General features: G+C 71.5%; 14 protein-coding genes and 1 riboswitch. Of the genes, 1 reads left to right on the forward strand and 13 read right to left on the reverse strand.

From position 1 onward, the window contains the following. Position 1: 1 nt before the first annotated feature. Positions 2-161, reverse strand: a riboswitch (cyclic di-AMP (ydaO/yuaA leader). A 424-nt stretch (positions 162-585) separates the two neighbouring features. Further along, positions 586-1,383, forward strand: a complete 798-nt coding sequence (locus tag Sru02f_RS24570; RefSeq protein ID WP_109028714.1) for a tyrosine-protein phosphatase — start codon at positions 586-588, stop codon at positions 1,381-1,383. Between the two features lie 21 nt (positions 1,384-1,404). On the opposite strand, the gene Sru02f_RS24575 is transcribed toward Sru02f_RS24570, so the two are convergent. The 13 genes from Sru02f_RS24575 to hpnC form a co-directional block, all read right to left on the reverse strand. Beyond that, complete coding sequence (locus tag Sru02f_RS24575; RefSeq protein ID WP_011031171.1) at positions 1,405-1,524, reverse strand: DUF6126 family protein; 120 nt, start codon at positions 1,522-1,524, stop codon at positions 1,405-1,407. Further along, positions 1,521-2,135, reverse strand: a complete 615-nt coding sequence (locus Sru02f_RS24580; RefSeq protein WP_109028713.1) for a helix-turn-helix domain-containing protein — start codon at positions 2,133-2,135, stop codon at positions 1,521-1,523. The genes Sru02f_RS24575 and Sru02f_RS24580 overlap by 4 nt, the downstream gene beginning before the upstream one ends. A gap of 73 nt (positions 2,136-2,208) precedes the next feature. Then, complete coding sequence (locus Sru02f_RS24585; protein ID WP_109028712.1) at positions 2,209-3,594, reverse strand: aspartate aminotransferase family protein; 1,386 nt, start codon at positions 3,592-3,594, stop codon at positions 2,209-2,211. Further along, positions 3,595-5,547 (reverse strand): 1-deoxy-D-xylulose-5-phosphate synthase, encoded by a 1,953-nt coding sequence (gene dxs, locus Sru02f_RS24590; protein ID WP_109028711.1) that lies wholly within the window; start codon positions 5,545-5,547, stop codon positions 3,595-3,597. A 25-nt stretch (positions 5,548-5,572) separates the two neighbouring features. Further along, a complete protein-coding gene (gene ispG, locus Sru02f_RS24595) occupies positions 5,573-6,727 on the reverse strand; it encodes a flavodoxin-dependent (E)-4-hydroxy-3-methylbut-2-enyl-diphosphate synthase (protein WP_109028710.1) in 1,155 nt (384 codons plus the stop codon). A 4-nt stretch (positions 6,728-6,731) separates the two neighbouring features. Then, positions 6,732-7,754: an adenosyl-hopene transferase HpnH gene (gene hpnH, locus Sru02f_RS24600; protein WP_003972231.1), complete on the reverse strand. Its 1,023-nt coding sequence runs from the start codon at positions 7,752-7,754 to the stop codon at positions 6,732-6,734. 6 nt (positions 7,755-7,760) lie between these two features. After that, on the reverse strand, positions 7,761-8,402 hold the full coding sequence (locus tag Sru02f_RS24605) for a phosphorylase family protein (RefSeq protein WP_109028709.1): 642 nt from the start codon (positions 8,400-8,402) through the stop codon (positions 7,761-7,763). Then, positions 8,402-10,444, reverse strand: a complete 2,043-nt coding sequence (shc, locus tag Sru02f_RS24610; RefSeq protein WP_109028708.1) for a squalene--hopene cyclase — start codon at positions 10,442-10,444, stop codon at positions 8,402-8,404. Before shc ends, Sru02f_RS24605 begins: the two co-directional genes overlap by 1 nt. Positions 10,445-10,560: 116 nt before the next feature. Then, positions 10,561-11,625 (reverse strand): polyprenyl synthetase family protein, encoded by a 1,065-nt coding sequence (locus Sru02f_RS24615; RefSeq protein WP_167469244.1) that lies wholly within the window; start codon positions 11,623-11,625, stop codon positions 10,561-10,563. A 68-nt stretch (positions 11,626-11,693) separates the two neighbouring features. After that, positions 11,694-13,130: a hydroxysqualene dehydroxylase HpnE gene (gene hpnE / locus Sru02f_RS24620; protein WP_109028706.1), complete on the reverse strand. Its 1,437-nt coding sequence runs from the start codon at positions 13,128-13,130 to the stop codon at positions 11,694-11,696. Beyond that, entirely contained in the window at positions 13,127-13,285 is a 159-nt protein-coding gene (locus tag Sru02f_RS24625) for a DUF6380 family protein (RefSeq protein ID WP_109028705.1), read from the reverse strand. The genes hpnE and Sru02f_RS24625 overlap by 4 nt, the downstream gene beginning before the upstream one ends. Next, positions 13,285-14,235 carry a presqualene diphosphate synthase HpnD gene (gene hpnD, locus Sru02f_RS24630; RefSeq protein WP_003972236.1) on the reverse strand — a complete coding sequence of 317 codons (951 nt, stop codon included), beginning with the start codon at positions 14,233-14,235 and terminating at the stop codon, positions 13,285-13,287. The genes Sru02f_RS24625 and hpnD overlap by 1 nt, the downstream gene beginning before the upstream one ends. Then, positions 14,232-15,143 (reverse strand): squalene synthase HpnC, encoded by a 912-nt coding sequence (hpnC, locus tag Sru02f_RS24635; RefSeq protein WP_109028704.1) that lies wholly within the window; start codon positions 15,141-15,143, stop codon positions 14,232-14,234. The genes hpnD and hpnC overlap by 4 nt, the downstream gene beginning before the upstream one ends. Positions 15,144-15,303 lie beyond the last annotated feature (160 nt).

Genomic DNA, 15,303 nt, shown 5'->3' on the forward strand with positions numbered 1-15,303 from the left:
GCGAATTCCTCTCCGGCGCCTGCGAGGTGAGCTGTCGGGTGCGGGCTGGAGATGCCCGGCCGCGCCGAAACGCGGCTTTACCCCAAGCCGTTCCGGGAACCGGAACAGGCAGTTCTACCTGTGGGTCCCCCGCTCCTGCCGTGTACGGGTGGTCGATGAGTGCGGGCTCCGGTCGGCGGCAGGATTAGGCGTCCGTCCGGATCGGTGGTGAACGTAAGGGACCAAGACGCACAGGGACAAGCGAAGGGTTCCCCCGGCAGGTGTTCCGATTGATCCTTTACGGGAATGTCCGGTAACCCTGCGTCGATTTCCGCGGCACGCTTTTGCTTAAAGCCCCTTGAGAAACAGTTGAATTACGTGAACATGACGGGCAACGCACGGTCACGGATATGACGCTGCTCACGCGCCCCTCATTCACCCTCCGCCATTTCAGGGCCAGTTGTAATTAAGATACCAATTCGGACAGAAGGGCCTTATCGGCCCGGAATATCCCTCGGGGCGCCATTTCGCGTCCGGGTGATGCCGTATCGTCGGGTGGAGCCCGCCGGCGAGCAGCGGCGGCGGGGCGGAGTGGGAGGAGCCCCCGTGACGCAGCAGGTCCCGTCGACCGAACCCGAGCTGACCGGTGTGCGCAACTTCCGGGACGTGGGCGGCCTGCCCACCGTGGACGGGCGGCGGGTGCGGCAGGGGGTGCTGTTCCGCAGCGGTCACCTGGCTCACGCCACCGGGGAGGACGCCGCGTTCCTGGCCTCGCTGGGCCTGCACACGATCTTCGACTTCCGCAACGCGGCCGACCAGAAGCTCGAGGGCCCGGACGTCGAGCTGCCGGGCGTGCGCAATGTGAACCTGCCGCTGAGCGACCCGGCCGACGGCGCCGAGTTCTGGAAGATGGTCCGTGACGGCGACCTCGACCAGCTGCGCGAGATCCTGGCCGACGGCAAGGCCGCGGACCGGATGATCGGCTCCTACCGCGCGATCGTCACGGAGCGCACCGCGGAGCACTCCCGCATCCTGCACGCGCTCGCCGAGGACAGCGTCCCGGCCCTGATGCACTGCGCCGCCGGAAAGGACCGCGCGGGCCTGTCGATCGCCGTCACGCTGCTCGCCCTCGGTGTCGAGCGCGAGGCCGTCGTCGAGGACTACCTGAAGTCGAATGCCGCGCACCGCCGCTACAAGGTGCGCCGCAGCGGTTCCGCGGCCTCGGCCTACTCCCCCGAGGTCATGGAGCTGCTCAGCCCCCTGTTCGACGCGCGCGCCGAGTACCTGGCGGCGGCCTTCGAGACCGTCGAGGAGACGTGGGGCGGCGTCGACGCCTACCTGGAGCAGGGCCTGCGGCTCACTCCCGCGACCCGGGAGCGGCTGCGCGAGCGGATGCTGGACTGAGCCACCCGCCCGCGGCCGGCGCTACTTGGCGCCCACCTCGAACAGCAGGTAGAGGAAGCCGCCGAAGACGTGCCCCAGGGCGATGTAGACGATCAGCCGCACCCACAGGGCGCGCGGGAACTTCTCCTGCATGGTGCTCATGGCGTCTCTCCAGGGGTCGGGCCGAGGCACGGGGCGGCCGTCGGGCTCTGCAGCAGGGTGTGGACGAACAGCAGCTCGACCCCGTCGGGGTCCTGCGCGGCGATCCGGTGCGGGGTCATCGAGTCGAAGTGGGCGCTGTCCCCCGCGGTGAGCCGGTGCTCGGTGTCCCCGAGGCGCAGTCGCAGCCGGCCCCGCAGGACGTGCAGCCACTCCTCGCCGGGGTGCACCCGCACGACGTCGCCCTGGGAGCCGTACGGAACCTGGACGCGCAGGGCCTGCATGCCGCGGCCCGGCGCTCCGGCCCGCCAGTACGTCCAGCCGCCCGCGGCGGTGGGTTCCATGTCGGCGGCCCGCACTACGGCATCCCGGTCCGCGGCCGCCTCGCCCAGCAGCTCGGCGACGGTCGTACCGTAGACCCGGGCGAGGGAGAGCAGCATCGGCAGCGAGGGCTGGCGCTGCCCGGTCTCCAGGCGGGAGAGGTGGGCGGGCGAGAGCCCCGCGGCGCGGGCCGCGGCCTCCAATGTGAGGACGGCCCGCCGCCGCAGCTCACGCAGCTGGGGCGCGACGGCGGCGACCGACCCCTCGGCGGGGCCGGTCTCGGAGGAACTCATGCCTCCATTCAGCCCGAAACTTGCCCGTCAGGCAAATTCCTTGCCTCAGAGGCAAAAACACCGGAGGCTGCGCTCAACGGTTGGCCACCGCCTGCTTGACCAGGGTCTTCCCGAAGTCCCACATCAGGCCACCGCCATTGTGCGCGTCCTCCATCACCTCCGTGAAGGCGTCGACGAACCGGTCGGCGTCGGCGGTGTCGACGATCAGCGGCGGGATCAGTTTGATCACCTCCAGGTGGTCGCCGGACACCTGGGTCAGGATCCGGTGCCGTTGCAGCAGCGGCACGACCACCATCTGCGCGAACAGTCCCTTCCGCGCGGCCTGCAGCATCGTCCAGCGGCTGCGCAGCTTCAGGGACCTCGGACGGCCGAACTCGATGCCGATCATCAGTCCGCGGCCCCGGACGTCGGCGAGCAGCTCGTAGCGGTCCACCAGCTCCGCGAGCCGGGACTTCAGCCGCTCCCCCACCGCGGCGGCGTTCGCGACGATCTCCTCGTTCTCCATCACCGACAGCACCGCGAGCCCGGCGGCCATGGCCTGTGCGTTGGACCCGAAGCTCGCCGAGTGGACCTGCACGCGGTCCATCGAGGAGTACACCTTCTGGAAGATCCAGTCCTTGCCCAGGGTGGCCCCCACCGGGACGTAACCGCCGGACAGCGCCTTGGCCACGCAGACCAGGTCGGGCTCCACCCCGTCCGAGTGCTGGTAGGCGTAGAACTTGCCGGTCCGGCCGAGGCCGGTCTGCACCTCGTCGGCGATCAGCAGCGCCTTGTGCCGGTGCAGCAGCTCCTGCGCGGCGAGCAGGTAGCCGGGCGGGGCCTCGTGCACGCCCTTGCCCTGGACCGGCTCCACGATCAGGGCCGCCACGTCGCCCTTCTTCAGCTCCCGAGCCAGGGCGTCCAGGTCGCCGAGCGGGACGGCGGTGTCGGGCAGCAGGGGTGCGAAGCCCTTGCGGAAGCCGTCCTCGCCGTTGACGGAGAGCGAGCCGGCGGTCAGTCCGTGGAAGGCGTGCGTGCAGTACAGGATCCGCTGTCTGCCGGTCGCGTACCGGGCGAACTTGAGCGCGGTCTCGACGGCCTCGGTGCCGCTGTTGCCGAAGAAGACGCGGTCCAGGTGCGGGCTGTAGGAGAGCAGCTTCTCGGCCAGCAACCCGGGCAGCGGCGGGCAGTCGAAGCGGGTCAGGTCGGCGAGCGAGGCGTCGAGCACGTCGTGCAGCGCCTTGCGGACGACCGGGTGGTGGCGGCCCAGGCCCATCACCGCGAACCCGGCGAGCATGTCCAGGTAGTCGTTGCCGTCCGCGTCCCAGAAGTGCGCGCCCTCGGCACGCTCGTAGACCTTGTCGAAGCCGATGGTGTGCAGCATGCGCGGCAGCTGGTGGTTGAGGTGCTTGGCGTGCAGCTCGTACCGCTCGGCTCCGCGCTCGGCCAAGAGCGCGGCGAGGTCGAACTCCTTGGTCATTCAGTTCTCTCCTTGGGCTGGCATGACGATCCGTCCGTCGCCGGACTGTTCCACTGCCGGTTTCCCGGGCCCCTCCCCGACCGGTTCGGCGAGGGCCAGGCTCGCGGCGATCCGACCGGCGACGTCGACCGGGGTGAGGCCGATGTCCGCGAGCACCTCGGCGCGCTTGGCGTGCGCGAGGAACTGCTCGGGGATGCCGAAGCGGCGCACGGGGACGTCGACCTCGGCGTCGCCGAGCGCCAGTGCCACCGCAGAGCCGACCCCGGCGGCGCGGCTGTTGTCCTCGACGACGGCCACCAGGCGGTGCTCGGCCGCGAGGGGCGCGAGCGCCGGGTCGACGGGCTTGACCCAGCGGGGGTCGACGACGGTGCAGCCGATGCCTCGGGCCTCGAGGAGTTCGGCGGCGCCGAGGCACACGGGTGCCATCACGCCCACCGACACGAGCAGCACCTCGGGCCGGTCCGCGGCGTGCAGGACGTCCAGGCCGCCGATCCGGTCGACGGCGGGTACGGCGGGACCGACGGACTCCTTCGGGAAGCGCAGCAGCGTCGGCGCGTCGTCCACGGCGACCGCCTCGCGCAGCTGGGCGCGCAGCTGGTCGGCGTCGCGCGGGGCGGCGATCCGCAGCCCGGGGACGACCTGGAGGACGGACATGTCCCACATGCCGTTGTGCGAGGCCCCGTCGACACCGGTGACGCCGGCCCGGTCCAGGACGAAGGTGACGCCGCAGCGGTGCAGTGCCACGTCCATCAGGAGCTGGTCGAAGGCGCGGTTGAGGAAGGTGGCGTACACGGCGACGACCGGGTGCAGTCCGCCGGTGGCGAGGCCGGCGGCGGACACCGCGGCGTGCTGCTCGGCGATGCCGACGTCCCAGACCCGGTCGGGGAACCGTTCGGCGAAGGGGGCGAGGCCGACCGGGTGCAGCATGGCCGCGGTGATCGCCACCACGTCCGTGCGCTCCTCGCCGATCCGGACGATCTCCTCACCGAACACGGAGGTCCAGGACGGCCCGCCCGCCGGGCCGAGCGGCTCGCAGGTGAGCGGGTCCATCACGCCGACCGTGTGGAAGTGGTCCTCCTCGTCGCGCAGGGCGGGCTCGTAGCCGCGGCCCTTCTCGGTGAGGCAGTGCACGAGCACCGGGCCGTGGAAGCGCTTCGCGCGGCGCAGCGCCGACTCGACGGCGCCGATGTCGTGCCCGTCGATCGGGCCGAGGTACTTCAGTCCCAGGTCCTCGAAGAGCCCCTGCGGGGCGAAGGCGTCCTTGAAGCCCTTCTTGGCGCCGTGCAGGGCCTCGTAGACGGTGTGCCCCACCACGGGCGTGCGCTGGAGCATGTCCTTGCCCCAGGCCAGGGCGCGCTCGTAGCCGTCGGTGGTGCGCAGGGTCGCGAGGTGGTTGGCGAGGCCGCCGATGGTCGGGGCGTACGAGCGTTCGTTGTCGTTGACGACGATGATCAGCGGCCGGTCCCTGGCCGCCGCGATGTTGTTCAGCGCCTCCCAGGCCATGCCGCCGGTGAGCGCACCGTCACCGATGACGGCGACGACGTGGCTGCGCTCCCCCTGCACCTGGCGGGCCTTGGCGAGGCCGTCGGCCCAGCCGAGGACGGTGGAGGCGTGACTGTTCTCGATGACGTCGTGCGCGGACTCCTCGCGCGAGGGGTAGCCGGACAGGCCGCCCTTGCTCCGCAGCTTGGAGAAGTCCTGACGTCCGGTCAGGAGTTTGTGCACATAGCTCTGGTGGCCGGTGTCCCACAGGATGCGGTCGTCCGGCGACTCGAAGACCCGGTGCAGGGCGACGGTGAGTTCCACCACGCCGAGGTTGGGTCCGAGGTGACCACCGGTGCGGGCGACCGCGTGCACCAGGAAGTCACGTATCTCGTCGGACAGTTCACCGAGTTCCGCCTCGGACAGCGCCTTCAGGTCGCGTGGTCCCCGGATGTTCTCCAGAATCGTCACGCTCGGGCCCCCTTCGGTCCGCGTTTCAGCTCACGGTGACGGCCGGCGCCCCCGAGGCGCCGTCCTTCTCCATCTGCTCCGCGATCCTCATCGCCTCCTCGATGAGGGTCTCCACGATCTTCGACTCGGGCACGGTCTTGACGACCTCGCCCTTGACGAAGATCTGCCCCTTGCCGTTGCCGGAGGCGACGCCGAGGTCCGCCTCGCGGGCCTCGCCGGGGCCGTTGACGACGCAGCCCATGACGGCCACGCGCAGCGGCACCTCCATGCCCTCCAGACCGGCGGTGACCTCCTCGGCCAGCTTGTACACGTCGACCTGGGCCCGGCCGCAGGACGGGCAGGAGACGATCTCCAGCCGGCGTTCCCTGAGGCCGAGCGACTGGAGGATCTGGATGCCGACCTTGACCTCCTCGACCGGCGGCGCGCTGAGCGACACCCGGACGGTGTCGCCGATGCCCTGCGAGAGCAGCGCGCCGAAGGCGACCGCCGACTTGATGGTGCCCTGGAACGCCGGGCCCGCCTCCGTCACCCCCAGGTGCAGCGGGTAGTCGCACTGGGCGGCGAGTTGCCGGTAGGCCTCGACCATGACGACCGGGTCGTTGTGCTTGACCGAGATCTTGATGTCCCGGAAGTCGTGCTCCTCGAAGAGCGACGCCTCCCAGAGCGCGGACTCGGCCAGCGCCTCGGGGGTCGCCCTGCCGTACTTCTGGAGCAGACGGCGGTCCAGGGAACCCGCGTTGACCCCGATGCGGATCGGGGTGCCGTGGTCGCGGGCCGCCTTCGCGATCTCCCTCACCTGGTCGTCGAACTTCTTGATGTTGCCCGGGTTCACCCGGACCGCCGCGCAGCCGGCCTCGATCGCGGCGAAGACGTACTTGGGCTGGAAGTGGATGTCCGCGATCACCGGGATCTGCGACTTCCTCGCGATGACGGGCAGCGCGTCGGCGTCGTCCTGGGTGGGGCAGGCCACCCGGACGATCTGGCAGCCCGACGCCGTCAGCTCGGCGATCTGCTGGAGCGTCGCCCCGATGTCGGACGTACGGGTGGTCGTCATCGACTGCACCGACACCGGGGCCCCGCCCCCGACCGCCACCGGCCCGACCTGGATCCGCCGCGACACACGCCGCTCGGCGATCGGCCGGACCGGTACCCCGGGGAGCCCCAAGGGGATGGCGGTCACGACGTCACTCCCGGTTCCCGGAGACCGTCTCCCGCATGGCGCGCAGGGACTCCTTGAGCGAGCCCATGGTGGCCAGGACGGCGGTGGGCTCGTAGCCGCAGTGCGCCATGCAGTTGTCGCAGCGCGGGTCCTTGCCGCGGCCGTACTTGTCCCAGTCGGTCTTCTCGATCAGCTCCCGGTACGTCGGGACGTAGCCGTCGCTCATCAGGTAGCAGGGGCGCTGCCAGCCGAAGAGGGAGTAGTTCGGGATCGCCCACGCGGTGCACGGGAAGTCGACCTTGCCCTCGAGGAAGTCGAGGAACAGCGGGGAGTGGTTGAGCCGCCAGCGGGCCCGGTTGCCGCCCGAGAAGGCCTTCTTGAACAGCTCGCGGGTCTGCTCCACGCCCAGGAAGTGCTCCTGGTCGGGTGCCTTCTCGTAGGCGTAGGCGGGCGAGATCATCATCTCGTCGACCTTGAGGTCGTCGTTGAGGAAGTTGAGCACCTCGACGATGGTCTGCGGGGTGTCGGTGTTGAAGAAGGTCGAGTTGGTGGTCACCCGGAAGCCGCGCCGCTTGGCCTCCTTGATGGCCTCCACGGCCTCGTCGAACACGCCCTCCTTCGCCACGGACTCGTCGTGCCGCTCGCGCAGCCCGTCGATGTGCACCGCGAAGGCGAAGTACGGCGAGGGCTTGAACTTGTCCATCTTCTTGCGCATGAGCATGGCGTTGGTGCAGAGGAAGACGTACTTCCGCTTGGCCACCAACTGCCGCACGATCTCGTCGATCTGCGGGTGCATCAGGGGCTCGCCACCGGCGATGGAGACCATCGGCGCGCCCGATTCCAGCACCGCCCCGACGGCCTGCGCGACCGGCATGCGCTGCTTGAGCACACCGGCGGGGTGCTGGATCTTGCCGCATCCCTCGCACGCCAGGTTGCAGGCGAAGAGCGGTTCCAGCTCCACGATGAGCGGGAACTTGTCCCGTCGGCGAATCTTCTGTTCGGCCAGGTATGTAGCGACCTTGATGGACTGGCGCAGCGGCATGGCCATCTGGGCTCACCTCCGGGGAAGCAACAAAGAACGGTGCCATTCGAAAAAAGCGGGAAGAACGGATCGAAGAACGCGGAAAGCCGATATTCCACCGCGCACGGTGCCGATCCGGACGAGTTCGTGTTCTGGAGCGTCCACGACCACCCGGACGGCCGCAACCGGGCGCGGGCCCGTGCGGACGGCGCTCAGGAGCGTGGCCGCGGACTCCATGTCCACGGCGATCGCGCCGGTCGCGAGCAGGTCGGCGCGCTCGGGGCCGCGGACGACGTGGTCCGAGCCGGTCAGCGGCCCGGTGTGGACGGTGCGCCCGGGGACGGCTCGCGCGAGTTCCTTGACGAGCCGGTCGGTCGCGACGCAGGGGACGGTGGAGCGCGGGTCCCGGGTCTCCTCGGCGACGACCAGGTCACCGGGGTGCATGCCGGGCGAGAGTCCGGCGCAGAAGCCCGTGGCGAGCACGGCGGCGCCCTCGAGCGCCGGGTCGGCGAGGACCCGGGTGACCGAGCGTTCGGCCGCCTTGGGACCCATGCCGGTGCGCAGGACGGTGACCGGCCCGCCGGCGCCGGCGCGGTCGCCGGTGCGCAGGGCGAGGTGCTCGATGCCGAGCGCGCAGGCGATCAGCAGCGGGGTCGGGCCGGTCTGCGGGGTCATCAGCTGCCCTTCACCTCGGCCGGGGTGGCTTCGGCGGGGGCCTCGGCCGCACGGGGCTTCTTGGCGAAGGGCTCCCCGTGGACGTACCGGCCGAGCGCGGTGAGCGGGAAGACCTGGCGGTAGAGGTTGTAGTTGATGGAGAAGTCCCACGGGAAGCCGGTGCCCGTGAAGTAGGGCTCGTCCCAGGAGCCGTCCTCCCGCTGGGTGGCCGCGAGCCATTGGACGCCGCGCTCCACGGCCTTGGAGTCCCGCTCCCCCGCCGCCAGCAGGGCCATCAGCGCCCAGCCGGTCTGCGAGGCGGTCGAGGCGCCCTGGCCGCTCCACTCCCGGACGTAGCGGTAGGAGCGCAGGTCCTCGCCCCAGCCGCCGTCCTCGTTCTGGACGGACTCCAGCCAGCGCACCGCCCGGCGGATGGCCGGGTGCGAGGTGGGCAGTCCGGCCGCGGTCAGCGCGGGGATCACGGAACCGGTGCCGTAGACGTAGTTGACGCCCCAGCGGCCGAACCACGAACCGTCCGCCTCCTGGGCGTCGAGCAGCCACTGGATGCCGCGGCGGGTGCGCGGGTCGTGGGCGAGGCCCTCGACGGCGAGCATCTCGACCACGTGCGCGGTGACGTCCGCGGACGGCGGGTCGATGACCTCGCCGAAGTCGCAGAACGGCAACCGGTTGGGGAAGGCGCTGGTGTTGTCGACGTCGAACGCACCCCAGGCGCCGTTCTTCGACTGCATGCCGAGGTTCCAGCGCACCCCGCGTCCGATCGCCTTCTCCACCCGTTCCGGGTCGTGGTGCCTGACCCGGCGCAGGGCGAGGACCACCTCGGCGGTGTCGTCGATGTCGGGGTAGTTGTCGTTGTGGAACTCGAACGCCCAGCCGCCGGGCGGGAGTCCGGGCCGCTTCACCGACCAGTCGCCGGGGCGCACGATCTGTTCGCCGAGCATCCAGTCCGAGGCCTTCACCAGCTGCGGGTGGTCCTCGGGCACGCCCGCGTCGGCCAGCGCGATGGTGGCCAGGCAGGTGTCCCACACCGGGGACTGGCAGGCCTCGATCATCCGGGCGCCGTCCTCGCGCCACACGGCGAAACGGTCCAGCGACTCCAGGCCCGCGCGCATCACGGGGTGTTCGAGGTCGTAGCCGAGCAGGTAGAGGGCGATGACCGAGTAGACGGCCGGAGGCTGGATGCCGCCCCAGCAGCCGTCGTTCTCCTGCCGCTCGATGATCCAGCGGGCGGCGCTGTTCATCGCGGCCCGGCGCAGCCGGCGCGGGGCGACCTTGCGGTAGGCGTGCAGGGCCTTGTCGATGCGCTGGAAGGCGCCGTCCCAGCTGGCCGCGGGTGCCAGGGGGCGCGGCGGGTTGGGCCGGGCCGGGTCGGTGTGCAGTTCGTCCAGCGGGAACGGCGCGGGACGCACCGGCCGCTTGGCGGAGACGATGGTGAGCGGCACGATGGTCTGCCGGGCCCAGCAGCCGAAGTCGTAGATGTTGAGCGGGACCCAGGTGGGGAAGTAGATGAGCTCCGGCGGCAGTTCGGGCAGGTCGTCCCACTTCCACCAGCCGAACAGGGCCAGCCAGATCCGGGTGAAGACCCGGGCGGAGGCGATGCCGCCGCGGGACCTGATCCACTCGGCGGCGCGTGCCATGTGGGGCGCGTCGGGCGAGTCCCCGGCCAGGCGGAGGGCGACGTAGGCCTCGATGGTGGTGGACAGTTCGCCGGGGCCGCCGTAGAAGGTGGCCCAGGTGCCGTCCTCGCGCTGCTCGCCGCGGATGAACAGCGCGGCGGCGCGGGTGGTCTCCTCGTCCTGGATGCCCAGGAACTGACGCAGGAGCAGGTCCTCGGCGTCCATCGTGACGTTCGTCTCGAGGTCGCCCTTCCACCAGCCTTCGGCGTCCTGCTTGGCGAGCAGGAAGTCGGTGGCACGCCGGGTGGCGCGGGCGGCGGCTTCGGGTACCCCGGCCGCCGCGGCGGGGATCGTGATGTCGGTGTCGCTGGCCGAGGCTGCCAGGGGCCGCAGGGAGGCTCCGGTGCTTCCGTCGGTCGTCGCTGTCATGGCTTCCCCTTCGTGCAGTGTGCATGTGGTGCGTCTGCTGGGTCCGCCGTCGGCCGGTGCTCGTGTCTCCACGACACCGGCCGGCGACTACGCGAGGGCTATTCGACCGATAATGATCATCTCTTTCGTACGACGACGAAGTCCGCGAGTGCCGTGAACCGGTCCCGCACCCGGTCGGGCATGTCGACGGCGTCGAGGGCTTCGATGGCGATGGTGTGCTGGCGACGCGCCTCGTCGGCGGTCCACTCCCGCCCGCCCGCTTCCTCGATGAGGGCGGCGCGGGCCGCGAACTCCTCCTCGGAGAAGTTCGCGAAGTCGCTGGCCTTGGCGTCGGCCGTGAGGATCTCGCCGAGCCGCTCGGAGGCGGGCCCGCCGGCCGCGAGGGCGGCCACGACCGGCAGCGACTTCTTGCGCTGGCGCAGGTCGCTCCAGGTCTGCTTGCCGGTGGTGTCCGGGTCGCCCCAGATGCCGAGCAGGTCGTCGACGGCCTGGAAGGCGAGACCGAGGTGGTAGCCGTACTTCTCGAGGGTGTCGGCGGTGCGTTCGTCGGCGCCGCCGAGCACCGCTCCGATGGAGCTGGCGCAGGCGATCAGGGCGCCGGTCTTGTTGCCCTCCATCTCCAGGCACTCCTCGACGCTGACGCGGTCGCGGTGCTCGTAGGAGATGTCCTGGGCCTGGCCGTCGATCAGCGAGCGGCTGGCTTTGGTCAGGCGGCGGGTGGCCCGCCCGGCCTCGACGGTGCCCAGTTCGAGCAGCACCTCGTTGGCCAGGGCGAACAGGGCGTCGCCGACCAGGATGGCCTGGGCGGGGCCGTGCACCTTCCAGACGGTGTCGCGGTGGCGGCGCTGCTCGTCGCCGTCCATCAGGTCGTCGTGCAGGAGGGAGAAGTTGTGCACCAGTTCCACGGCCACCGCGCCGGGCACGCCGGCCTCGGGGGCGGCGCCGGTGACCTCGGCGGAGAGCACGGCGAGCGCGGGGCGGACGGCCTTGCCGCCGTCGCCGTCCGCGGGGTTGCCCTGGGCGTCGATCCAGCCGAAGTGGTAGGCGGCGACGGTGTCCATGGGAGGGGCCAGGCGGTCGACCGCCGCCCGCAGGACCGGCGTGGCCAGGGTCCGGCCGCGCTCCAGAAGCGCGGTCACGTCCACCGTGGTCCGTCGATCGGCCTTCGGGGCCGGGGGCACAGTGGGCACAGTCTTTCCTCCAGTTGCGGTGCCGGGAGTGCGGGAGCCGGTCCCGCGCGGATCGGCCTTCACGCCGCCTCCTCGAAGAAATCGGGAAGGAGGCCGCGGGACCGGCCCAGGGCGCCGAGCGCGGCGGCCGCCGCCCCGACACCGCTGCGAATCGCACTCTCCATGGTCGCGGGCCACCCGGTGGCGGTCCACGCTCCGGCCAGATAGAGGCCGGGTGCCTTGGTGCGGGCGCCGGGCCTCAGGCGCCCGACGCCGGGGGCGGGGGCGAACGTGGCGGTGCGCTCCCTGGTCACGAAGAAGTCCTTCACCTCGGCACCCCGGGTGCGCGGCAGCAGCCGCTCCAGTTCGGGCAGGTACCGCTCGCGCAGCACGGCCACGGGCTCGTCGATGTCGTTCTGCGCGGTCGACTGGGACAGCGCCAGGTACTGACCCTCCTTCAGCCCGGAGGCCTCGGTGCGGTCGAACACCCACTGGATCGGGGTGCCGAGGGCCGTGAGGAACGGCGCGGCGAGCACCTTGCGGTCGTAGATCACGTGGATGTTGAGGATCGGCGCGGTGCCGATCCGCAGAAGATTTTCCGGGGCGTCCAGCGCACCGTCCGGCAGCAGGTCGTGGGCCTCGCGCTGGGGTACGGCGAGGACGACGGCGTCCGCTTCGAGCGTCTCGCCGGGAACCTGAACGCTCCAGCCGCCGTTCTCGTTTACAGAGACGGAGGTGACGCGTGTACGGACCTCGGTACGGACGCCCGCGGAGTCGAGCGCCCTGCGGGCCAGCCGGTCGTGCAGTTCGCCCAGCGGGACACGGGCCCACCCGATGTCGGCCGCTCCCGGGTCGGACAGCAGACCGGTCTTGAACACCATCGCGGCGAGCCCCAGCGAGGCGTCGCCCGCGACCGCGTTGAGGGTGGCGACCCCGACCAGGTCCCACAGGGCCTCGACGGCACGCGCCGACTGACCGTGCGCGGTCAGCCAGCTGCCGAAGTCCTGGGTGTCCAGGCTCGGATCGGCGAGGTCGAGCCCCTTGAGCGCGAGCGCGGCGCGTCCCACCGAGGCGCGTTCGGCGAGGGAGAGGTGCGGGTAGCTGGCGAGGCTGCGTCCCAGATGCAGGGGGACGGGCAGCGCGTCGCGCCGCAGTCTGCCGAGCCGGTTGCCCTCGGTCCTCGCCAGGTCGACCACGGGCACGTCGAGACGTTCCTGCACCGGTGCGAGCGCGGCTCCGCCGATCCGGTCGAGGAACCACCGGTAGGCGGTGCAGCAGCGCAGGTACACGTGCTGGCCGTTGTCGACGGTGAGGTCGCCGCGCTGGAAGGAGAAGGCGAGCCCGCCGAGCCGGGGGCGTCCTTCGAGCAGGGTGACGCGCACGCCGGCGTCCGCCAGTGCCAGCGCGGTGGTGACCCCCGCGAGTCCGCCGCCGACCACGACGGCATGCCCGCCGGGGCCGAGGGCCGAGACGTCCGCGAGCACTCCGCCCTCGCGCGTGCCCTTGCCCTGCGTCATGGTGCGCCCTTCCCTGTCCGGCCGCCGCGGTGTTTGAACGGCGTACGGCTGACCGTCTCAGTCAGGGACGCCGACCGCCACCGCAGGGTTGCCCGCCGCTGCCCGCCGCCGGTCTCGTGCGGGTCCCGGGTGTCGAGTGTGCCCGGTGTGTCCATCAGGCGCGCCTCCTGACGGTCCGCCGGGTGACGTGCCGGGCGTCGAGGCCGGACAGGCCGCGCACGGCGACGTACGCCTTCTCGCGTCCCGGCAGGGAGACCCGGCCGCGCAGTACGGCCTCGGGGTCGCGCTCGATGCGGTCCAGGAGACGGCGGTAGATGCCGGCCATGGCGGCCACGCAGGCGCCGCTGCGCCGGTCGAGCATGGGCAGCAGCCGGTAGCCCTCGGCGAAAAGGGCGCGGGCCCGACGCACTTCGAAGTGCACGAGGCCCGCGAAGTCGGAGCCCTCGGGTGGTGTCGGCCCGTTGAATCCGGCCGCGCAGCCGAACTTGGCGAGGTCGTCGGCGGGCAGGTAGGTGCGCCCGCCCTCGGCGTCCTCCCGGACGTCGCGCAGGATGTTGGTGAGCTGCAGCGCGAGCCCGAGCGTGTCGGCGTACTCGGGCGCGCGCTCGGCGCCGCGCGCCCCCGGTTCGGTGCCGAAGACGCCGAGCGAGAGGCGTCCGATGGCGCCCGCCACGCAGCGGCAGTAGACCTTCAGGTCGTCCCAGGTCTCGTAGGTCTCGCCGCGCAGGTCCATCTGGACGCCGTCGATCAGCTCGTCGAGGCCGCCGAGCGGGATGGGAAACCGCCGGGCCGCGTCGGCGAGGGCGACGGCGACCGGGTCGGTGTCGTCCTCCTCGACCGCGCCGTCCTGGATCCGGGCGAGCACGGCCCGGGTCTCGTCCAGCCGGGTGACCTTGACGTCGTCCGCCAGCACTCCGTCGCCGATGTCGTCGACCCGGCGCGAGAACGCGTACAGCGCCGACATCGCCCGCCGCTTGGGCGTGGGCAGCAGCCGGATGCCGTAGGCGAAGTTGCGTGCCTGCTGACCGGTGACGGCCTCGCAGTAGCTGTAGGCGGCGAGCACCGGTGCCGGCATGTTCGCTGACGACTCCACGGACCCGATCACCCCTCTCCTCGCAGGACCACGCCCGCCTCGCGCAGCAAGTGGACCTTGCCTGACTTGGGCGGGCCGGGAAGTACGTCGTGATCCGCCGCGGCGATCGCGTTCAGCGCCGCCCTGCCACCCGCCACGAAGCCCGCGAGGAGCAGTCGCAGCCTGCCGTGGACGCTACCCACCAGGGGGGCGCCTTCATTCAGCAGGTCGCGGGCTCGGGCGGCCTCGTAGGCGATCAGTGCGCGCACGGAGGCGTTCGCGCTGGGCGCGGCGAGGTCCGTCTCCCGGACGTGGAAGCGCTTCATGTCCTCGGCGGGCAGGTAGATCCGGTCCCGTCCGAGGTCCTCGGCGACGTCCTGGAGGTGCTCGACGATCTGCAGGGCGGTGCAGATCTCGTCGGAGCGGCGGATCCGTTCGGGGGTCGAGGTGCCGGTGACGGCGAGGACGAGACGGCCGACGGGGTTGGCGGACAGCTCGCAGTAGGCGAGGAGGTCGTCGTAGGTCTCGTACCGTGCGACCAGCTGGTCCTGGCGGTTGGCGGCGATCAGGCCGAGGAAGGGCTCGGGGGTCAGCGCGCGGCGACGCACGGTGGGCACCAGCCGGCGCAGCAGCGGGTGACGGGGCGAACCGTCGGAGCCGGCGAAGACACGGCGCAGGTCGGCCTCGAAGGCGTCCAGCATCAGCAGTCGGTCGTCGGCGCGGTCGTCGGGGACGCCGAGCAGGCGGGCGTCCGCACCGCCCGGGGCGAGGTCGCCGTCGCCGATGTCGTCGACGAGACGGGCGAAGCCGTAGACCGCCATGAGGTCGGTGCGCCAGGCGCGGGGCAGGAAGAAGGGGGCGACGGGGAAGTTCTCGTCGGCGGCCTTGGCGAGCGTGCCGCGCTCCGGGTCGACGGCGTGCGCCGTGTCGGTGACCGTCATCGCGGGCTGCCCTGGGCGGGGACGGCGCACGCTTCGCGGAGCTGGGGAGTTTCCGTCGCCATTGCCGTCACATCTCCCGTTCTACACTGCCGACCCAATACACACTATTTCGGACACGCCGCCCCGCCACCCGCGCGGCAGGCCCGCTCCAGGGTGGCGG

The sequence above is a fragment of the Streptomyces rubrogriseus genome (assembly GCF_027947575.1).
In the GTDB taxonomy this organism is placed as follows: Bacteria; Actinomycetota; Actinomycetes; order Streptomycetales; family Streptomycetaceae; genus Streptomyces; species Streptomyces rubrogriseus.